This is a genomic window from Teredinibacter sp. KSP-S5-2, from assembly GCF_032773895.1.
Lineage (GTDB): Bacteria > Pseudomonadota > Gammaproteobacteria > Pseudomonadales > Cellvibrionaceae.
Genome location: NZ_CP120416.1, coordinates 4,838,806 through 4,860,518 on the forward strand (window position 1 = coordinate 4,838,806; position 21,713 = coordinate 4,860,518).

The following is a 21,713-nucleotide window of genomic DNA, read 5'->3' on the forward strand; positions in this document are numbered from 1 at the left end:
ATGAATAATAATGGTATATATTCATTAATCTATGAGAATAATTCATTTGTTGGCCTATGATTGAACGTATCCATCTGTCTATCCTAAGAGCAATCGAGACTCAGGGCTCCCTGACTGCGGCTGCGGACAGCCTGCATTTAACTCAATCGGCCTTGAGTCATTCCATCAAAAAACTGGAACGGCAGGTGGGGGTGGTGTTGTGGGAAAAAGATGGCCGTGCTATTCGCCTCACGCAAGCCGGCCATTACCTGTTGAAGTCCGCCAACAGGCTTCTACCCCAGTTTGAGCATATTGATAGTGTGCTGAATCAGTTCGCCAAAGGGGAAAAAGGCAGCTTGCGAATCGGCATGGAATGTCACCCCTGTTATCAGTGGTTACTCCGGGTGGTTGAACCCTACCTGGAGCAGTATTCGGGGATAGACGTGGATGTGAAGCAGCGCTTTCAGTTTGGTGGTTTGGCTGCGTTGTTTAACTACGATATTGATGTTTTGGTTACCCCGGACCCGCTACAGAAAAAAGGGGTAAATTTTTACCCGGTATTTGATTACGAATTAGTCCTCGTCACCAGTAATAAGCATAATTTGGCTGTTAAGAAAAGCGTTGTCGCGGAAGATTTGGCCAATGAAGTCTTACTGACTTATCCTGTAGAAACAGCAAGGTTAGATTTGTTCACACAATTTTTGCTGCCGGCCAGTGTCAGCCCCAAAAAAGTAAAAACGATTGAGGCCACGGAAGTTATGTTACAGATGGTGGCTGCTGGACGAGGGGTTGCTGCACTGCCGAGTTGGTTGGCTGAAGATTATGCCGATAAGCTGGCGATTAGCCGAGTTCGATGTGGTAAAGCGGGAATTCATAAAGCGATTCATCTTGGTATCCGGGATGGCGAGGAGCGGTTTCAACATGTTCAGAGTTTTCTGGCGTTAGCAAAAAATACGCGTTTCCGTCAGTGACTGGGTATTTGAGCTACTGTGTATAGAGGTATGTTATGAAAGAGATATTCCTGGTATCAGGTTTTATGCTATTGAGTTGTGTCAGTTTTGCCGGACGGTTGCCTACACAGTTCTATAGCGTGTCATCTTTAGGTTATGGTTTTATTCGTTTAAATACGTCTTCGGTTGCGGAAGAGAACGAACGGGAATATCACGCTATCAGGGCAGGTGACATTGTTCGTTTAACCAGCCCCGAAAGTGAAGATGCGTGCTATATGTATTATTCCAGTGGTGCAGAACAGTTAAAGTTAAAAATCACCAATCAGCTGTGTCAGGGTGTGATGCAGGAAATTAAAAAATCACTAAACGGGGATGGTTAAGTAAATCAGCCTATCGCCTTTAATCATTGAGTAAGATGGCTTTATGAAAAAGAAAGTTGCACTTTCCCCTGAAGATATTGCTGCAGTAAAAAGCATCGCTCTCAGAGAAGGGTTTTGCGAAGTGGTTGAACTACTTGATGAGACCAGGGATTTTGTCGAAATCAACTCTAGGCAGGCTCAGCTACTCATGAACGTTATGGTCTTTGAGGGACATCGCCATCTTCTTAAATATCCGTTTGATCAGCCTGAACATCCAAAACATGACCCCGGACATGCGGATAAACAACAAGAATTCTTTCACGGTTTATATTTTCGTTTTACCACAGCAATAGAATTTCTTTTTGAGATAAATCGACAAGGGGCGAGAGTGTAGCTCGCCTTCCTTTGATTTCGGTTTTATCTTAAGTTTTTACTACCTATTCATCGAGTTATTTTGACTGTTCCTGTTATTGGTTATAAGCCTTTCTTTTGTTGAGTTTGCTGTTCTAAAAATTCATTTTCCAAAAATAATTTATTGTTCAATAACCGCAATTGTCTATGGTTGATCTCCGGGTAAGGTTATTATTTACTATAATAAATTTGTAGTTTTTATTTTCAGAGAGCGTTCTCTGATAAACCTGTACCGAATCTCCTGTAGGTCTGTGACCTATATTCTTGGCCTGACTGAGAAGTCAGGCTTTTTTTATGTGGAATTTATCCAGGTATTTTTAGTATGTGACGGAAAATATTCTCGTATGGCGTTGTGTTTAATTGTGGTTTTTCTTTAACGATTTTTTCTGCTAGTAGCTGGAAGGTATCTACGCAGAAATGCCATAGTGGATGAGAAGAGAAAATGGCTTCTTCTTCCTGCCTGTTGTTGATGAGTATATAGAGGGCTTTCTGTGAGTTGCTGTCCAGTTGTTGTTCACTGAGTACCTTCAGTGATACGGGAGGAATAGTATTGCTCTCCTGTATATGTTTCGCACAAAGAACAAAACGAATGGTATGTAAAAACGTCTTGCTAGATACCTCGATACTGTCGGCCCCCAATGTTTTCCGTGCTAGGGACAGGTAATGATGGAATGCTGATGCGGGATTAAAATGATCGTGGGCAAAAGAGCCCAGGGCATGAAATTTTCGTTCGTGATTACGATAAATAATCGGTGAATGCAGCCGCTCATATGCACTCGCGTTTCCACGATAAAGTAAGCGTATACATTTCTTTAAGTCCCAGCCCGAAATATCAAGGCCATCGGTAATGGGGAGTTCGATTGTCTCTTTACGCTCAAAGGGCGATAGGTACTTATCAAGCGGGTGATGATAAAAGAAGCGGACATCGTAGTCGCTGTCAGGCGTTGAGAAATCCCAGGCCCGGCTGCCGTTCTCGGCAGCATGAAAAATAATAACCCCATATTCTTTTTCAATAAAATCCAGTAAATCGAGGATTTCCAGCTTAATACTGCTATTAATCGAAGGCATGAAATGACTACAGAGTTGGATAATGTTGATGTTCGGTCAAAACTAAATCAGAGAGGATAATAGGGATATTCAACCAGTGAGGCAATGATTGCCTGTTCAAAAAGGTGTGATCTTATGAAGTAGGCACCCTGGCTCAGGTGCACCTACTTCACGGGAATAATAACGGTTATTAGTTTTTTCTGCCTTTGTTATACAGGGCTTCAAGGCCTTTTTGGTAGGCGACAACCCATTCGTCGATGGTGTCTTTATTTACTGCTACACGCCCCATTGCACCTAATTTACGATTGCCTTGTTGATCACTACGCCCTTTATAGACTTGTTTGCCTTTTGCATCATAAATACTGACAACATTCTTCGCCAGGGCCTTGCTGGTTGGAACAAATTTTCCTGTAGCGACAGCCCATTCAGAGTAAATCACCATGGTGAAATCTGCTCCCAGTGTTTTGGCCAGTTTGACTGCAACATCTTTGTCTAGCTGGGCTTTAACCATTTGTTTCCTGTCTTTGGCCAGGAGTGGCATATCCTTACCTTTAATATTGGGTACTTTGACTTCGAGTTCTGTTCCAGCCATTGCCTGATATGCTTTGTTATTAACGAATTTACTGGCAGGAATGACTTTCCATTCTTCTCCCATTTTAGATTCTATTTTTTCCAACATGGTATTCAACCGAGAGCCCATCAATTCTGATGTGTCTGAGTTATTCCAGCCTTGCAAAGAATTTGCCCAATTATTCGCAGAGAGGGAGACAATCGCGAGAGATTTCCCTTTGTTTTGGCTGGCGAGTTGTTCAAGAGATGTACCTGCGTAGGTGCTGACTGATGTGAACAAGCAAAGCGCAAGTGACAGACGAAGCAATAAGTTCATAATTATTCCTTGTGTATTTTTATGATGAAGAGCATTTGAATGTGCATATCCGTACTAAGAATAGACCCGGTTTTAAAATATGTCAGAGTAGCATGACAACTTTTTGAACCGGCGCGTGTGATAACGCTGGAAGTGCGTATTTTTCTCTGATGAAATAGGGCATAACAATTAGAGAAATGAATACGCATTCATTGCGTAAAAAGGATAAATTGACGGGCATAAAAAAAGCCACCGGTTGGTGGCTTTTGGAAAGTTGTGCCGTTTATATACGTGAGACAGGTTTGCTTTTATCTAACCATTGGTCGAGTTCGACAATATCTTCTTCTGTTAATGTGCCTGCTACTTGTTTTAATTGCAGTTTAAACAGTACGTATGCGTACAGTGCTTCATAATAATTTCTTTCCGCCAGATACATATTACGTTGTGCTTGCAGTACATCTACTAGGTCGCGAGTACCAACATCGTAACCGGCTTGTGTCGCTTCCAAAGCACTTCTGCTGGAAGTAATGGCCTGCTTTCTCGCTGTAACTGTAGCCACTGCTGTTGTGGCACTTAAATGTGTTGATCGAGCTGCTTGGATCGTGTCTCTTTGTGCTTTTTTATACTCTTCGTCAGCTGCAATATAGAGCTTGTTTGCACGTCTTCGGCTGGCTGAAGTGGCACCGCCATTATAGATCGGTACAGATAATTCAAGCTTAAATACTTGAGTATCGATTTCGTTGTCTGAATATGGATCGAGAATGTTGTTAGCCGTTTGCTCATCATTTTTATTGTAAATAACGCTGCCGGTAAGTTTGGGGTAATGACCTGCCTTTGCTTCTTTGGCTTGGTGCTTGGCGGCGCCGGCATTTAAGCGCGCACGTTCTAAGGAGAAATTATTTTGCAATGCTTGTTCGACCCAGGCTTGTCGCTCAGTTGGGATCGGGTGACTAACAGGAAACTCAGTTCTAAGTGGGTTTAGTTGGTTGTAGGGGTGGCCTGTAATCACTTCCAGTGCTTCAAAGGCGATACCTGCTTGACCTTCTGCTAACAGGCGAGCGGCCATTGCGGAGTCGTATGCGGCCTTAACTTCGTGTACTTCAGTGATGGCGGTCAAACCGACTTCAAAGCGTTGTTTGGTTTGTTTTAACTGGTGTTCGAAAGCGGTTTCTTCTGCTACTGCAGTGTTGTAGCTGTCTATGGCTTTAAGCACATCGAAGTAGGCTGTTGCAGTACGAATAATCAGATCCTGCTGATCCGCTTTGAAGGTTGCTTCGGCAATCTGGGCCTGTTTGGAGCCGGCCTTAAATCCGTGCCAGGCAGCCAAATCAAAGATGGGTTGAACAAGAGAAGCCGAGTAGCCTGATGAAGAGGAATCTATCGTTGTTTCAGAATATTTTCTCTCATATTGATCTGGGTTGGAGAGGTCTGTAGCCCCGTCAATGGGGTTTTGTTGGAAGCCAGAGCTATCTGTTTCTGATTCGCTCCAATTTCCCTGTGCGTTGATCTTCGGAAGTAAGCCTGCTCGTCCGAGATTCTTTAACTCCTTGCCTGCTTCATATTGTGCTTGTGCTGCTCTAAATTGGTGATCGTTTTGCAGCGCTTGTTGGTATACCTCTAGCAATGTCTCACTGTTTGATGTCGAGGAAATGAGTAATCCGGTTGTGAGCAAACCAGATACGAATAACTGGTTGAGTCGCTTAGTCATGAGAATCCTTAATGGTCAAAACGGAAGTTGCCAATAATACGTATAGCCCCAGCCAAGAATGAGGGCCTGCCCCCAAAGCTGCGTATTTTTTGCGAAGGCGTAATGATATCTGCTGTTAATAAAAAAACAAATTAAACAATGTCGTTGTTTGTTACAGGTAAATTTACTTGAAAGGCAGGCAAAAAAACGTCAAACGTAAGTGTCGATGTACTGCTTTTGCTGATTATTGTTGGCAATCTGCTGAAAAGTTGTCGCACTTAATGGTTTGCGGTGTTCGATGAGTTCACCCTGGTCGATTTGGTTAAGACGAAATACATCGTTATTTCTGCTGGAATTTTTGTCGTCCTGATTGTTTTCCAAGCTTAAGCGGGCATCAAAAGCTGATGATATTTGCGGAATATCATAAACGGGTGAGGGTAGGTTTTGGCGGCCGGATATTTCAATGGTATCTGAATCGACTTTTGCCTGTCGTCGTTCATAGCGATTGGGATTTTCGCCATTGTTCGATATTTGCTCTATTGTACTCAGCCGACGCTGGTTCAGCGGGTGGGTGTTAATGGCAGAGTAAATAGGTTTTTCCATTTTGGGCGCGAAGAATGTTTATTGTTTAATCATTATAGGGGGAATTTTAGTCAAATCTTATGCACGATTTTGTTAAGAGTGTCCTATTTATAAACAGTAGTTATTAAGCACTTGTTAGAACTGTGAGGGATCACCATATTGTTGAGTGTGTTATGGCAAGATATTTTTTTAGTAAAAGGTTGTTGATATGCAAAGGTTAAAACCGAAGTTTGATCGGTCTGATGTCGAAGTGGTTTCGGATGAATTGGCTTATGACGGCTTCTTTAAAATGTACCTGTTAAAGGTTAAGCATCGGTTGTTCTCAGGTGGATGGTCAACAATGCTCAGTCGGGAGCTGTTTCATAGAGGGCAGGCGGTTGCGGTTGTTTTGTATGACCCGGTGTTGGACTTGGTGGGCTTGGTCGACCAGTTTCGTATCGGAGCCATCGAGTCAGAGCATGGCCCCTGGTGCCTTGAAGTGGTGGCTGGAATGATTGAAAAAGGCGAAGAGCCAGAGGCGGTGGCTCACCGTGAAATAGAGGAGGAGGCGGGGCTAACTGACGTCAGCTTGCGTCATATTACGACCTATTATTCTACCCCTGGTGGGTGCAGTGAAAAAATTCATCTATATTGTGCTCTGTGCGATTTAAGCGATGGCGGTGGAGAGCATGGTTTGGATGAAGAGCATGAAGATATCTACCTGCATACCATACCAGCGGCTGAGGTCTTCTCTGGTATGCTTAATAGCAGAGCAAACAACGCCGCAACATTGATTGGGCTGCAATGGCTGCAGTTAAATCGAGAAAGCTTAAGATCATCTGGCAGTTAATTGGATATATGATTTATTTCCCGAAGCAGCTTAAAAGCCAGCCTTTGGCTGACAAAAAGCCCCCTGTGGTCGATTTGCCCGGCCACCTCTCCTTATGTGAAATGAACTACTATCGTCTTTTCCGTTTGTTACCCGGTTTGCGTAAGGGCAGGGAGTATTGGGCCTTTCATGCCGGTCGTTCAACAGAGGTTGAAAGAGACCTGCATATTCAAGTCTCAGTGACGGATGAGGCGCCGTATACCACGACGCTGGATATCAGCCAGTCGAGAGCGGATAAAACAGAGCCCAAGATTGTTGTGCGCCTTTATCATGACGCAGAGATGGCAGAAATCGTTTCCTGGGATAACCACCGCAACTGGTTCCATCATTACTCCTATCCGAACCCCAAAATGTACCAGCCCGATGAGAAGTTGGCCTTGAATCGGTTTCTGGGAGAGTGGCTGACCTATTGTCGTGAACTGGGCTACGCTTGTCGCGAAAATTGTGAGGAAGTTCTCGTAACCAAAAAATAGTATTCACCCTTTCGGACCATATAGAGCCAAACTATAGGGAAGCCATTATTTGAATTCTTTTTGAGCATATTGACTTCGAAATCGCCATTGGAATGGGAAGCTTGATATGAGGCCATTTCGCCTTTTACAGATCACGGACTGTCATCTGGGGAGTCAGCCGGGGGAAAAGCTTTTGGGACTGGATACAGACCAAAGCTTGTACGACGTATTACAGATGGTACGCGCCCAGGAGACCCCAGATCTGATATTGGCCACTGGTGATATTTCTAATGACGCCGGTGCGGCTTCCTATGAGCGTTTTATACATATTGTGAAGCGCTACTTCCCCCAATCTCCTATCGCCTGGTTACCTGGCAACCACGATGATCCGATGAATATGGATCTGGTTGAGGACTTGCCTATTGAAGCCCGCCATATAGCCGGCGGCTGGAACCTTATTTTCCTCGACTCCCGAATCCCGATGGAAGAGGGTGGTGAATTGCATCCAACAGAATTGGAAAGGCTGGAAAGAGAGTTGGCGACAATCAAGTTGCCGACCATGATCTTTTTGCACCACCAACCAGTTCCGGTTGAATGTGAGTGGATTGATCAATATGTGGTCAAGAACGCGGATCAGTTTTTCAAAATCGTCGATAGATACAGCCAGGTAAAAGTGATCTGCTGGGGGCATGTGCACCAGGAATTCCACACTCAGAGGCGTAATGTTGACCTGTATGCGACACCGTCTACCTGTATCCAATTTACCCCTTGCTCCAAAAACTTCTCCGTCGATAGCGCTATGCCCGGTTATCGCATGTTCGAGTTGTATCGCAACGGGCGCTACGATACCTTCGTCAAACGTATTGCAGATAAAGTCTACAATATCGATTTTGCTTCAGCCGGCTACTGATTCGAAGTGAAAACCTCTCTATAATTGCCTCTTTTTTTAGCATTGGCAATTGAATGAGCGCAGTTGTATACATACATGGCTTCCTAAGTTCTCCGCTGTCCCATAAAGCGCAAGTTACTAAAACCTGGTTGGCCGAGAATCGTCCACACTGGCAATTTCATTGTCCACAGCTATCTTCCTATCCAAAGGAAGCCATAAAACAGCTTGAAGATGTACTCAGCCATTTAAAAGGAGTGCCTACGTATTTTATTGGCAGTTCCCTTGGGGGCTATTGGGTCACCCACTTTATTGAGCGGGGCATAGGGAATAAGGCTGTGTTAATTAACCCGGCGGTCAGCCCGCATACCCGATTTGGTAATCTTGTGGGTCAAGAGCTGGGGAACTATTACACTGACGACATTTATTGTTTGAGTGCCGACGATCTGAATGACCTGGCTCAATGCGATACTGAAACCGTTGCCTTGCACCCCAAGTATTGGTTGATGGTGCAAACAGAGGACGAGACGCTGGATTACCGGCACGCAGTGGAAAAATATCAAGGGTGTAAACAGTTGGTTGAAGAAGGGGGGAGCCATACTTTCGATGGTTACCAACACTGGCTGCCTGAAATAATCGAATTTTTTGAAGTACAGAATACTGAGCAATAACACGCAAGAGAAAACGACAAGAATGAGTAATTATACCGCCGAAGATATTGAGGTTCTCACCGGTTTAGACCCTGTCAAAAAACGACCAGGGATGTATACCGATACGACTCGGCCAAACCACCTTGCCCAGGAAGTGATTGATAACAGTGTCGATGAGGCTTTGGCGGGGCACGCACGAAAAATTGAAGTGACCCTGCATAAAGACCACTCCATCACCGTAGAAGACGACGGTCGTGGTATGCCTGTGGACATCCACCCGGAGCAAGGCAAGCCTGGTGTTGAAGTTATTCTGTCTACTCTGCATGCGGGTGGTAAATTTTCCAACGACAATTATCAATTCTCAGGTGGTTTGCACGGTGTCGGGGTTTCTGTTGTTAATGCCCTGTCGCAACTACTGGAAGTGACCATTAAGCGAAACGGTATTGTCCATCGCATCGGTTTTCAGCACGGCGAAAAAGCCATTGATCTGCACGAAGTAGGGACCTGCGGCAAACGTGCAACTGGTACATCCGTTCGCTTCTTGCCTGACCCCAGTTATTTTGATTCTCACAAGTTTTCCGTGCCGAGGCTGCGTCATGTACTAAGAGCAAAGGCGGTTTTGTGTCCGGGTTTGGAAGTTGTTTTTAATGATGAACAAAACGGTGAATCTGATACCTGGTTTTATGAAGATGGCTTAAAAGATTATTTAAAAGCGGCAACGCAAGGTTGGGAGACATTACCTACAGAGCCTTTTGTTGGCTCGTTTGCGGGCAGCCACGAAGCGGCGGATTGGGCCGTGCAATGGTTACCCGAAGGCGGTGAGTTAACTCAGGAAAGTTACGTTAACTTAATTCCAACTGCGCAAGGCGGAACGCACGTAAATGGGTTACGTACCGGCCTGATGGATGCCATGCGCGAGTATTGTGATATTCGCAACTTGTTGCCACGCGGCGTTAAATTATCGCCAGACGACATCTGGACCAACTGCTGTTTTATTTTGTCTTCGAAATTAGCCGACCCGCAGTTTTCCGGTCAAACCAAAGAGCGACTCTCTTCCCGAGAGGCGGCTGCATTTGTTTCCGGTGTGACCAAAGATGCGTTTAGCTTATGGCTGAACCAGCATACAGATGAAGCCGATAAGCTGGCCGAATTTTGTATCAGTAACGCCCAGAAACGTGTGCGTTCCAGTAAAAAAGTTGCTCGTAAAAAAGTAACCCAGGGGCCCGCGCTGCCAGGTAAGTTGGCAGACTGTTCCTCCGATGATCCAGCAATGGGCGAACTATTTTTGGTGGAAGGGGATTCAGCAGGCGGTTCTGCAAAACAAGCAAGGGACCGAGAAACTCAGGCAATCATGCCGTTGCGTGGAAAAATTCTGAATACCTGGGAAGTCGAAAGCCAGGAAGTGTTAGCCTCGCAAGAGGTGCATGACATCTCCGTAGCTTTGGGTATTGACCCTGGCGCGGACAACTTAGAAAAACTGCGTTATCACAAAGTATGTATCCTTGCTGACGCCGACTCGGATGGGCTACATATCGCAACATTACTATGTGCATTATTCGTGCGGCATTTTCCTGCCCTGGTTCGTAATGGCCATGTTTATGTGGCCATGCCACCGTTGTTCCGTATCGACATCGGTCAGGATGTGTATTACGCATTGGACGAGGCAGAAAAGCAGGGCATATTGGACCGAATTGAAGCTGAGAAAAAACGCGGAAAAATAAATGTGCAGCGTTTTAAAGGTTTGGGTGAAATGAACCCATTGCAGCTTCGCGAAACCACAATGGCTGCCGATACGCGTCGCTTGGTGCAATTAACCATGGATTCTGCTGACGATACGCACCAAATTCTGGATATGTTACTTGCTAAAAAACGTTCGGCGGACAGAAAAACCTGGCTTGAATCCTCAGGTAATTTGGCAGAAGTGTAAATAGCTCTAAATTGAAGCATAAATTTATAAAGCGATTAGAGGGAGCATGGTAACAGAAAGCTTTTATGTTAAATGCACTAAAGCCTTTTATTAGTATTAAGCCAGCATAGCTTGGCCTGGCTTCCTGCAGGGCGGACATAGTGAATGACGTTAAAAACCTAAGCTTTAGTTACAGTCAATGTAACGATTTACCTGCACACTAACCAGACGACTAGGAAAGATAGCAACCTTGTTATAGTGAGCGGGGAAAAAGAGGCCAAGCACTGAAATCCGATGAAGAAGAGCAATAATACGTGACCCAATCTGAAGCTCAAACCCGGTCAGAACTCATCGACCAGCAACTCGCCCAGGCAGGCTGGAATGTTAAGGATCCAACCCAGGTTGTTGAAGAGTTCGACATTGTTACTGCTTCGCCAGTAGGCGTAGCCAAGTCACGTAGCCCCTACGAAGGTCACCAATTCAGTGACTACGTACTGCTAGGGAAAGATCGCAAACCCATGGCCGTGGTCGAAGCCAAAAAAACCACCAAAGACGCCGCCATTGGCCGCGAGCAAGCCAAACAATACTGTTACAACATTCAAAAGCAGTTAGGTGGTGAGCTGCCGTTTTGCTTTTACACCAACGGGCACGAACTCTATTTTTGGGATTTGGAAAACGCCCCGCCGCGTAAAGTCGTTGGCTTTCCTACACGTGATGATTTAGAACGCTTCGCCTACATCCGCCGCAATCGTAAACCGCTCACGCTGGAATTTATCAACACCTCCATCGCCGGGCGCGATTATCAGGTTCGCGCCATTCGCTCCGTGCTCGAAGGCATCGAACAAAAAAAACGCGATTTCCTGCTGGTGATGGCCACCGGCACCGGCAAAACCCGCACCTGCATCGCCCTAACCGATGCGCTAATGCGTGCCGGTCATGCTGAAAAAATCTTATTCTTAGTCGACCGGGTTGCGCTGCGTGAACAAGCACTGGCAGCATTTAAAGAACACCTGCCCAACGAACCGCGCTGGCCAAACATGGGTGAAAAACTGATCGCCAAAGACCGGCGCGTATACGTGGCCACCTACCCAGCCATGCTCAACATTATTCGTGATCACACACAGCAATTGTCGCCGCACTTCTTTGATCTTATCGTCGTCGATGAAAGCCATCGCTCCATCTACAACACCTTTGGCGACGTGCTCAATTACTTCAAAACCATCACGCTCGGCCTAACGGCCACACCAACCGACGTTATCGACCACAACACCTTCGAGCTGTTTCACTGCGAAAATGGCATTCCCACCTTTGCCTATACCTACGAAGAAGCCGTCAACAACCTGCCGCCCTACCTCTGCGATTTTCAGGTGATGAAAATCCAGACCAAATTCCAAATGGAAGGCATTAGCAAACGCACCATCTCACTGGAAGACCAGAAAAAACTGATTCTGCAAGGCAAAGAAATTGAAGACATTCAATTTGAAGGCACACAACTGGAAAAGCAGGTGATCAACAAGGGCACCAACACCCTAATCGTGCGCGAATACATGGAAGAAGCCATCAAAGATGTCAACGGCGTGCTGCCCGGTAAAACCATCTTCTTCTGCGCCACCAAAGCCCACGCCCGCCGCATTGAAGAAATATTCGACTCACTCTACCCGCAATACCACGGCGAACTGGCAAAAGTGCTGGTATCAGACGACCCGCGTGTCTACGGCAAAGGCGGCCTGCTTGACCAGTTCACCAACAACGACATGCCACGCATTGCCATCAGCGTGGACATGCTCGACACCGGCATCGACGTGCGCGAAATCGTCAACCTCGTGTTTGCCAAGCCCATATATTCCTACACCAAATTCTGGCAAATGGTGGGGCGTGGCACGCGCCTGCTGGAAACCAGCAAAGCCAAGCCCTGGTGCCTGGAAAAAGACCGGTTCTTAATTCTCGACTGCTGGGACAACTTTGAATACTTCAAGCTCAACCCCAAAGGTAAAGAGCCTACCCCCCAACTGTCGCTACCGGTGAAACTGGTAGGGCTGCGGCTGGACAAAATCGAAGCGGCTAAGGATACCGGCCACCCCGACATCGCCGTGCGCGAAGTGGCCAAACTGCGCACGCAAATTGCCGCCTTGCCACAAAATTCCGTGGAGATTAAAGAAGCCGCCGCGCAACTCGCCCGCCTCGACGATGACAACTTCTGGCTTACTTTGAATCACGACAAGCTTGAATTTCTACGTGCCGAAATCAAACCCCTGTTTCGCAACCTATCCGCAACCGACTTCAAAGCCATGCGCTTTGAGCGCGATCTGCTCGAATACTCGCTGGCCCTGCTGCATAACGAGCGACAGGAACACAAGCAACGGGCGGCAACCCTGAAAGAAGGCATCATTGAACAAATCAGCGAATTGCCGCTCACCGTGCCTTTTGTCAAACTCGAAGAAGAACTTATTCGCGCCGCACAAACGCCGCTGTACTGGCGCAAGGCCGACGAAGACAGCTTCGATGAGTTGTGCAATAAACTTGGCCCCTTAATGACATTCCGCGAACACAATGCCGGGCAGCAACAAGCCCACCTCGATTTAGTGGACGAATTGCACAAAAAAGAATGGGTAGAATTTGGCCCGCACAACGAAGCTGTGAGCATCACCCGCTACCGGGAAATGGTGGAAAGCCTAATTGCCGAACTCACCGACCATAACCCGATACTGCAAAAAATAAAAAATGGCGCAACAGTCAACAGCGACGAAGCCGCACAACTGGCTGAACTACTACACCAAGAGCACCCGCACATCACCGAAAACCTGCTACGCCAAGTATATAAAAATCGCAAGGCGCATTTTATTCAATTTATTCGCCACATTCTCGGTATCGAAATATTAAAAAGCTTCCCCGAAACCGTCAGTGCCGCCTTTGACCAGTTTATTCGTGCCCACACCACACTCAACAGTCGTCAATTGGAATTCTTAAACCTGCTGAAAAACGTTATTATTGAGCGCGAAAAAATAGAGAAAAAAGATTTAATTCACGCCCCCTTCACCGTGCTCCACCCACAGGGCATACGGGGCATATTCAGCCCCACCGAAATCAATGAAGTGCTGCAATTTGCGCAAGCACTGTCTGCTTGAATCTAGGTGGAATTATGAACCGATACATACTGCATTGTAAGCGTAGCGAATTTGCTATTGCTCAAAGGGAGAAGTGTTATGGCTAAGAGCCAAAAACTTGAAGTTCAAGGCGCGCAGATAACGCTGGTTAATCATCAAGAGCAGGATTTTATTTCCCTGACCGACATTGCGAAGTACAAAACAGACGACACTAGTACGGTAATCGGTAACTGGATGCGGAATCGCAATACCATTGAGTTTTTAGGCATTTGGGAGTCGTTATACAACCCCCATTTTAAACCCATCGAATTCGAGGGGTTTAAAAAACAGGCAGGACTCAATGCTTTTACTTTATCACCACAAAAATGGGTAACCACCACACAGGCAATAGGTTTTATCGTTAAATCCGGTCGATATGGCGGCACCTATGCACATAAAGATATCGCCTTCAAATTCGCTAGTTGGGTTTCTGTTGAATTTGAACTTTACATCGTTAAGGAATTTCAACGCCTAAAAGCAGAAGAACACCAACAACTTGGGTGGTCTGCCGAGCGAGAATTAGCAAAAATCAACTATCGCATCCACACCGATGCGATAAAAACAAACCTTATTCCGCCAGAGCTAACGTCCGGACAAATTAGTTTGGTCTACGCGAGCGAAGCGGATCTACTAAATATGGCCCTGTTCGGCAAAACAGCAAAACAGTGGCGCGATGACAACCCGGATGACAAAGGTAACATGCGCGACCAGGCCAATATCGCCCAGTTGGTGTGCCTCGCCAACCTTGAAACGCTAAACGCTCATTTTATTCAACAAGGTTTGCCTCAACCTGATCGGCTCAAAATGCTCAACCAAACGGCCATTCATCAAATGAAACTCCTGCTTGAAGACAGCAATCTCAAGCAGTTGGAAGGAAAGTAACATGCTCCAAAACAACCCCGAACTCAAAAGCAAAATCGACCAGCTATGGAATAAATTCTGGAGCGGCGGCATTAGCAACCCGATCACTGCCATCGAGCAAATTACCTATTTGCTGTTTATGAGACGGCTCGATGACCTGGATGCAAAATGCCAGGCCAATGCAGAGTGGGCGGAACAAACCTACACCTCAAAATTTGAAGGCCACTGGGTGCCACCGGAATATCGAGCACGTAGAGAAGAAAAAGACACCGATGCCGATTGGAAAAAAAAGCTCGAAGACGAAAAAAAATACCAAATTGAAAAGCAAAGCCTGCGCTGGAAAGAGTTTAAACACATGCAAGGCGAAAAAATGCTACAACATGTGCAAAGCAAAGTGTTCCCGTTTTTAAAAGACTTAAACGGTGACGAAAGCAACTTTACACACCATATGAAAAACGCCGTGTTCATTATTCCCAAACCGGCGCTATTGGTAGAAGCGGTTAAAACCATCGACGACATCTTTACCGAAATAGAAAAAGATTCGCAAAAAAAGGGCCAGACCTTTCAGGATATTCAGGGCGACGTCTATGAATACTTACTCTCAGAAATTGCCACCGCCGGTAAAAACGGCCAGTTTCGCACCCCGCGCCACATCATTAAGCTTTTGGCGGAACTCGTGCAACCGCAACTGGGCAATAAAATCGCCGACCCGGCCTGTGGTTCCGGCGGCTTCTTGCTGGGTGCTTACCAATATATTGTAACGCAGCTCGCGCAAGCAACAGCCAAAAAAAATAAGATTAAACTTGAGTTGGAACCGGATGAAGACGGCTTTGTGCGCACCTCGGTGGCCGCTGCGCTGACGGAAAATACGCGGAAAATTTTAAGCGCCTCCCTGTGGGGCTACGATATCGACAGCACTATGGTGCGGCTGGGCTTAATGAACCTGATGATGCATGGCATCGACGAGCCCAATATCGACTACAAAGATACGCTCAGTAAAAGTTACACTCAAGAAGCCGAATACGACATCATCATGGCCAATCCGCCCTTTACCGGCAGTATTGATAAAGGCGACATTAACCAAAACCTGCAACTTTCCACCACCAAGTCCGAATTACTGTTTGTGGAAAATATTTACCGCCTGTTGAAAAAAGGCGGCACTGCCGGGGTCATTATTCCGCAAGGCGTGCTGTTTGGCTCCGGCAAAGCCTTTAAAGAATTGCGCAAAATATTAGTGGAACGCTGCAATTTAAAAGCCGTTATTACCCTGCCCAGCGGCGTATTTAAACCCTACGCCGGGGTAAGCACCGCCATTTTATTATTCACCAAAGTTTGGGGGCCACAAGACAAAGTCAATAAACCTGCTACTGAGAATGTGTGGTTTTACGAAATGGCCGCCGATGGCTATTCGCTGGATGACAAACGCACCAAGCAAAAGACGCCAGATGGAAAAGACAGTTGGGGCGACCTGCAAGATATTATCGAGAAATACCATGCTCGCAATACCGAAAAAGATGCCGCAAAAAACAGCGACCGCACCGCGAAATATTTTTCTGTGCCGCGCAGCGAAATTGAAGCCGAAGGCTATGACTTATCCCTTAGCCGCTACAAAGAAGATGTATTTGAAGAAGTGCACTACGATGCACCCAGTGTAATTCTAGACAGATTGATTCAGGCGGAAGTGGGTGAGGTGGAGGAAAAGGAATTGGCCAAAGTGCAAAGCGGCATAGTGCGGGAGTTATTGAAGTTAAAGGGGATGGTGGGATGATCCAGATGAAGCCAACACCGCTATCACAACTGACATCGATATCGGCAGGCCAAGGGGCACCAAAAGTAAATGAATTTTCCGAGACGGGCATTCCCTTTGTCCGTGCTGGTAGTTTGGAAGCTTTGCTTTCAGGAAAAAACGAATCTGAACTCGAACTTGTCAACGAAGAAACAGCGAAGCAGCGTAAACTGAAAACCTATCCGAAGGGCACTATCCTTTTTGCTAAGAGTGGTATGTCTGCCACCAAAGACCGTGTTTACGTTCTTCAAAATCCGGCTTACGTTGTTAGCCATCTGGCAACATTGATCCCAAAAGATGGTGCTTATGTCGATTACCTGCGATTGGCTTTGAAGCGCTTCCCTCCGTCGACACTAATTAAAGACTCGGCATATCCAGCGATAGGTCTCGGTGAAATTGGGAATTTCGAGATACCTGTTCCTGAAGAACTCAACGACCAAATCCGCATTGCCCATCTGCTCGGCAAAGTTGAAGGGCTGATCGCCCAGCGCAAACAACACCTGCAACACCTTGATGACCTGCTTAAAAGCGTGTTTCTGGAGATGTTTGGGTTTAACGACAAGTCCTTTATAGAATGGACGGCTGATAAATTGGCAACGTATACGGAAGTGGTATCTGGAGTAACCAAAGGAAAAAAATATAAAACTGACGACCTGATTAGCATCCCATACATGCGCGTGGCGAACGTGCAAGATGGTCACTTTGTGTTAGATGAAATAAAAACAATATTAGTTACACAAAATGAGATCGACAAATATCAACTCGAGTTTGGCGACCTATTGCTAACTGAAGGAGGTGATCCAGACAAGCTTGGCAGAGGTTCCGTATGGGAAAATCAAATAGATCGATGTATTCATCAAAATCATATCTTTCGAGTTAGAATTAACGATTATCAAGAACTAAATTCATACTATTTAAGCGCCCTTATAGGATCTCGTTATGGTAAATCTTATTTTTTAAAGTCAGCTAAACAGACCACGGGAATTGCCTCTATCAACTCCTCGCAATTAAAAAATTTTCCGGTTGTTATTCCACCAATAGAGCTCCAAAACCAATTCGCCGCCATTGTCGAAAAAGTTGAAGCCCTTAAATCCCGCTATCAACAAAGCCTAACCGATTTTGAATCCCTTTACGGCGCGCTTAGTCAGCAAGCCTTTAAAGGCGAGTTGGATTTATCGCAGGTGCCGTTACCTGAACTTGAAGCTGAGAGGGATAAAAACGCCATACCGCAAGAGGTGCAAGACAATACTGCCGACATTCAACCAGAATTGTCTCAGGCTGAATTTTTGTTTACTGGTTTAGACCTGGCGGCCATGTCTAACCCGCAAAAGCGTGAAGGCGTATTGCGGCAGATGTTCGACCGCTTTATCAGTACCAACAAAGCCAACGGCAAGATACATCTCGATGCATTTTGGCAGGCCGCAAGGCTAGGCGTTGTTGATGATATGGATGACGATTCCGCGCCTTTTGCTCTGGTCGATTACGAGCACGTAAAAAACTGGATGTTTGAGGCATTGCAAAACGACACACTCACGCAAACTTTTGACAACGAACATAATCGCCTTCAACTGCGGTCGCGGGCCAAAAGAGGCCGCAAAGCAAAAGGCAAAATAGCATGAAGCTGCTACGCCTAAAAATTACCGACCCAAACGGCTTTCGCAGCTTGCCCTGTGGCTTTGAGCATCACTTCCGCAAGGTTTTGACGCTACAGAAAGAGCTGGCCAATTCGCAAGGGTTTGCCCCCTTTGTTTGCGCTGGCCCCAATGGCAGCGGTAAATCCAATTTACTGGAAGTGTTAGGCGCAATTTTGTATCACATGGAATGCCTGTATCTGGAAAACAGGCCGAAGAGTTTTACCTACGATGAAGAGCGCAACCCCAACGGCTTTCAGGGCAGCCAGGCAATTCCCGACGGCTTTGAACTGGAATACCTGATTAAGCCCGTGGAGGCAATTCAGGTAAACGGCTTTGCTGGCCTGGCGCGGGTATGTATAAAAAAAACACCGGGGCAATCGCCGCAATGGTGGCTGCTGAACCAGGAAGATTCCGAGCAGCCCGTGCAACTGACACTCAGCCGCAGCGAATCCCGTCAACTCTTACCGGAGTTTGTGTTGGGGTATTCTTCCGGCGAAAACGAAATTCTAAGCCTGCCATTTTTTAAAATGCGCTTTATTCAATTTGATGAATACTGGCAGGCGCTCTCACAACAATTGTCTTACTTCGGTTCGCCGGAAACGCGCATGGTGTATTTGGACACCAGTTTCAGCCAGGCGATTTTGCTGTGTAATTTGCTATTTCAGGATGACGCAACCTTGCAGCCATTTCGGGAAGACGTAGGCATACAAGCGCTGACAGAATTTCGCATTCTGCTGCGCCGCAGTATTGAACTCACACCCGAACAGCTAGAAACCTTTGCCAGTGACAACGACAGCCAGCCGCAAACGCTGGCACACATCGTTAATAATCACCCGGCACTGAGTGCCGAAGAGGATGCGCTGGGCAATACCCGCTACCGGCTTAACCTGTTGCAGCTATTAGAAGGGGATGAAAAATCGTCACTTATGGTCAGCGCCCTTAAACGCTGCGCCACCTTGAGTTTTGAGGATGAAAGCACAGACACCCTCATTCTGGATTACTGGGTAAATAAGGCCACCAAACAAGCCTTTAGAGAAAACTTCAGCAATGATCCGCTGGTTCTGTTTCAGGCATTTCAAGTATTGCTCACTCTGAATTTATATACCGTTAACAAAAATTTGAAAGAGGAAATTTATCAATCGAGCAGTAATTATATGAGCGAAGTGATTCCGCAACTCGGATGGGATGATCGCGTCACACGAATAAAATATTTAAGAATTAAAAAGAAGAACATTAACGATACGGTTGAATTAAAAGACCTTTCCGACGGCGAACACCAATTACTGCACAGCCTTGGTCTGAGCCTGTTATTTCGCAATACCAATAGCCTGTTTTTACTGGACGAACCCGAAACCCACTTTAACCCGGATTGGCGCGCTAACTTTATTAGTCGCTTAAGGCAGTGCTTTGCGCAAGATGGTGCAGCCAATCAGGAAATGCTGATCACTACCCATACGCCGTTTTTAATTTCCGATAGCAAGCCGGAAAAAGTATTGGTGTTCAGCAAAGACAACAGCAATGGTTTTGTACATATCGAAACGCCAACCTACAATACACTGGGTGCATCCATTAATTTGATCACTATGGAAACCTTTAAAAAACAGGAAACCATTGGCGCATACGCAAAAGATCGTCTGCAACATTTGCTTTCCAGCGAATTTAATGAAACCGACCCCCACCAATTAGCGCAGCGCATTATTGATACGCTGGGGGATTCCATTGAGCGCTCGTTTGCTATTCAAGAGGTCTTAGCGCGTAGCGATAACCTTCACCACCAAAGCAAGGATGATTAATGCTGTTTCCCTATACTCAAATACCTCACCGAATGCGCTACATGCATGGCTTTGTGGCCTATATTTTTGCCAAGGTCTGGTGTAAGGCGCCGACGGTGGAATACAGCCTGGATTTATTCAGCGGCATGCCAAAACTGTATGGGATTATGCAAGAGCTAGACCGACAAGACAAAGCCGGTAAAGAGGATGGCGCAGGCGCATTTTTTTACCGCCACGTGAACGATATTTTTAACGGTTTTAAAGCATTACCAGCGCCCGAAATAAAAACGCTTAAAAAACAATTTTTGGCAAATAACAATATTCAAGCCTTATGCGAAGGGCGTGCAAGCCCGGTGCGTTATTCTTCTTCGGCGCAAACGGAGTTGGATAAAAACATCAGGTGTTTTTTCTCTGAATTATATCGCCGCAGCTTTTTTAATTTGCGACTCGTTAAGGATAGCATTGGGGCGGATTTGCATGACCATTACAATGATTTTGCCAGAGATAACGATTTACCCTGTTGCCCCTTCTGCGGCTTACAGCCAATGGACAACGAATATGACCCCACACGGGAAGCCTACGACCACTACTTGCCCGCAAGTGTCTACCCATTTAATTCGGTCAATTTGAAGAACCTCGCCCCGGCCTGCCATAAATGCAATACGCAATATAAAGGCGCAAAAGATCCTTTGTTAGATAAAGCGGGTAAACCTAAAAAAGCATTTTTTCCCTATTCTAAAGTGCGTTACGAGGTAGAAATTGCACTGCAATTTCTACCTGACGCTCAGTTACCAAAAACGCCTTCAGAATTGGAGGTTGAGCTAACCTGCCAAGGGTATGAGCAGGAACTGGATACTTGGAACAGGCTTTACAGCATTAAAGAGCGTTTATCGGCAAGGTGTTGCTCAAATGCGACAAGCAAGGCGTGGATGAACCGCATCAAAATTGAATGCCGTAATTATCAACGCACACCTGAAGAGGCTTTAGAAGCAGAACTCATAACATGTGACGAGTCCCCCTGGACAGAAGCTTCGTTTTTAAAATCAGCATATCTAAAAGAGGCAGATAGGAAAGGGTTGTTAAGAATAGAAGACTGAATATCTCGTTACTGTACCAAATTCTTTGGTACCGACTGGGTAACACAAATACTCGACGACTTGCTTTTGTTTTTTTTCGATCCCTCTAATCATGTCGCCTTCAATAATAAAGGATAAATATTATAGGTGTGGTTTTAGACAGCTTGCGCAAAGTTTCCTGACCAAAAAATACGCTTAGTGACTGTTTACAAGATTTCAATTTCCCTAATTTAGGTAAATGTGTCAGTTTTTCAATGAATGGACATTTGGATAAGGCTTGGGTTTAATGACGAGTAGTAAAAAACGTTGTCTTTTTCCGGTTTGATAAGTTAAGTGTTTGAAATATAAGCGAAAACGGGTTCTCTTTGGGTGTGTAGGTGGTCGGGTGACGCCGGTTATGTGCTTAGATAACTCCTTCGTTCAGTCTACAACTCATATGGACTTCCATACTTGCTAATATATCTGGATTAATCATTTATGTTGTGAAAAATGTTCTAATCTTGTTGTGGACGAAATCTTGTCTAATATGTTTAATGAGAAATAGGATATTTCTGAATGACTAGGGGGAGAAAGCCTGATTCATGCTCTAGCGTGTAATGAATAGGTTGCATTTGACCTTGCTGTGAACGCTCTCAGTGATAGGTATTCAGAATACGAGATTTCTAAAGAAATATATGAATTCTAAAGAATAAAAGAGCATTGGTTTGTTCTAGGTTGAGAACGGATTTACAAAAATAAGCCAAAGAATTATTTTCAGGTAATGATCAATAAAGTATGGTGTATTGTTGAAACTATGCCT

The 21,713-nt window shown here is 45.7% G+C and carries 18 protein-coding genes; 14 read left to right on the forward strand and 4 right to left on the reverse strand.

The features are described from left to right. The first annotated feature begins 56 nt into the window (after positions 1–56). From P5V12_RS20830 to P5V12_RS20840, 3 genes are read left to right on the forward strand one after another with little or no spacing between them, the layout of a single operon-like run. Complete coding sequence (locus tag P5V12_RS20830; RefSeq protein WP_316955009.1) at positions 57–950, forward strand: LysR family transcriptional regulator; 894 nt, start codon at positions 57–59, stop codon at positions 948–950. Between the two features lie 35 nt (positions 951–985). Continuing rightward, complete coding sequence (locus P5V12_RS20835; RefSeq protein WP_316955010.1) at positions 986–1,309, forward strand: hypothetical protein; 324 nt, start codon at positions 986–988, stop codon at positions 1,307–1,309. Between the two features lie 43 nt (positions 1,310–1,352). Next, positions 1,353–1,682: a hypothetical protein gene (locus P5V12_RS20840; RefSeq protein WP_316955011.1), complete on the forward strand. Its 330-nt coding sequence runs from the start codon at positions 1,353–1,355 to the stop codon at positions 1,680–1,682. A 320-nt stretch (positions 1,683–2,002) separates the two neighbouring features. Here P5V12_RS20840 and P5V12_RS20845 read toward each other — a convergent pair whose 3' ends face one another. The 4 genes from P5V12_RS20845 to P5V12_RS20860 form a co-directional block, all read right to left on the reverse strand. Further along, positions 2,003–2,767 carry a DNA polymerase beta superfamily protein gene (locus tag P5V12_RS20845; RefSeq protein WP_316955012.1) on the reverse strand — a complete coding sequence of 255 codons (765 nt, stop codon included), beginning with the start codon at positions 2,765–2,767 and terminating at the stop codon, positions 2,003–2,005. A 169-nt stretch (positions 2,768–2,936) separates the two neighbouring features. Further along, complete coding sequence (locus P5V12_RS20850; protein WP_316955013.1) at positions 2,937–3,632, reverse strand: hypothetical protein; 696 nt, start codon at positions 3,630–3,632, stop codon at positions 2,937–2,939. 262 nt (positions 3,633–3,894) lie between these two features. Beyond that, positions 3,895–5,319, reverse strand: a complete 1,425-nt coding sequence (locus P5V12_RS20855) for a TolC family outer membrane protein (protein ID WP_316955014.1) — start codon at positions 5,317–5,319, stop codon at positions 3,895–3,897. 189 nt (positions 5,320–5,508) lie between these two features. After that, the gene (locus tag P5V12_RS20860) at positions 5,509–5,901 is read right to left on the reverse strand and encodes a hypothetical protein (RefSeq protein WP_316955015.1); all 393 of its coding nucleotides are present in this window, start codon (positions 5,899–5,901) and stop codon (positions 5,509–5,511) included. A gap of 187 nt (positions 5,902–6,088) precedes the next feature. On the opposite strand from P5V12_RS20860, the gene P5V12_RS20865 reads away from it, so the two are divergent. The 11 genes from P5V12_RS20865 to P5V12_RS20915 all read left to right on the forward strand — a co-directional run bounded on the left by P5V12_RS20865 (position 6,089) and on the right by P5V12_RS20915 (position 20,935). Beyond that, complete coding sequence (locus P5V12_RS20865; protein ID WP_316955016.1) at positions 6,089–6,709, forward strand: NUDIX domain-containing protein; 621 nt, start codon at positions 6,089–6,091, stop codon at positions 6,707–6,709. A gap of 8 nt (positions 6,710–6,717) precedes the next feature. Then, positions 6,718–7,221: a DUF1249 domain-containing protein gene (locus tag P5V12_RS20870; protein ID WP_316955017.1), complete on the forward strand. Its 504-nt coding sequence runs from the start codon at positions 6,718–6,720 to the stop codon at positions 7,219–7,221. A gap of 106 nt (positions 7,222–7,327) precedes the next feature. Further along, positions 7,328–8,110, forward strand: a complete 783-nt coding sequence (cpdA, locus tag P5V12_RS20875) for a 3',5'-cyclic-AMP phosphodiesterase (RefSeq protein ID WP_316955018.1) — start codon at positions 7,328–7,330, stop codon at positions 8,108–8,110. A 53-nt stretch (positions 8,111–8,163) separates the two neighbouring features. Next, a complete protein-coding gene (locus P5V12_RS20880; RefSeq protein WP_316955019.1) occupies positions 8,164–8,757 on the forward strand; it encodes a YqiA/YcfP family alpha/beta fold hydrolase in 594 nt (197 codons plus the stop codon). A 22-nt stretch (positions 8,758–8,779) separates the two neighbouring features. Further along, positions 8,780–10,663: a DNA topoisomerase IV subunit B gene (gene parE, locus P5V12_RS20885; RefSeq protein ID WP_316955020.1), complete on the forward strand. Its 1,884-nt coding sequence runs from the start codon at positions 8,780–8,782 to the stop codon at positions 10,661–10,663. A gap of 293 nt (positions 10,664–10,956) precedes the next feature. Beyond that, a complete protein-coding gene (locus P5V12_RS20890) occupies positions 10,957–13,767 on the forward strand; it encodes a DEAD/DEAH box helicase family protein (RefSeq protein WP_316955021.1) in 2,811 nt (936 codons plus the stop codon). Between the two features lie 78 nt (positions 13,768–13,845). After that, entirely contained in the window at positions 13,846–14,667 is an 822-nt protein-coding gene (locus P5V12_RS20895) for a KilA-N domain-containing protein (RefSeq protein WP_316955022.1), read from the forward strand. Between the two features lies 1 nt (position 14,668). Next, a complete protein-coding gene (locus tag P5V12_RS20900; RefSeq protein WP_316955023.1) occupies positions 14,669–16,414 on the forward strand; it encodes an N-6 DNA methylase in 1,746 nt (581 codons plus the stop codon). Positions 16,415–16,419: 5 nt separating this feature from the next. Next, a complete protein-coding gene (locus P5V12_RS20905) occupies positions 16,420–18,051 on the forward strand; it encodes a restriction endonuclease subunit S (protein ID WP_316957463.1) in 1,632 nt (543 codons plus the stop codon). Then, positions 18,048–19,859: a restriction system-associated AAA family ATPase gene (locus P5V12_RS20910; RefSeq protein ID WP_316955024.1), complete on the forward strand. Its 1,812-nt coding sequence runs from the start codon at positions 18,048–18,050 to the stop codon at positions 19,857–19,859. Before P5V12_RS20905 ends, P5V12_RS20910 begins: the two co-directional genes overlap by 4 nt. Beyond that, the gene (locus P5V12_RS20915) at positions 19,859–20,935 is read left to right on the forward strand and encodes a hypothetical protein (RefSeq protein WP_316955025.1); all 1,077 of its coding nucleotides are present in this window, start codon (positions 19,859–19,861) and stop codon (positions 20,933–20,935) included. Before P5V12_RS20910 ends, P5V12_RS20915 begins: the two co-directional genes overlap by 1 nt. Positions 20,936–21,713 lie beyond the last annotated feature (778 nt).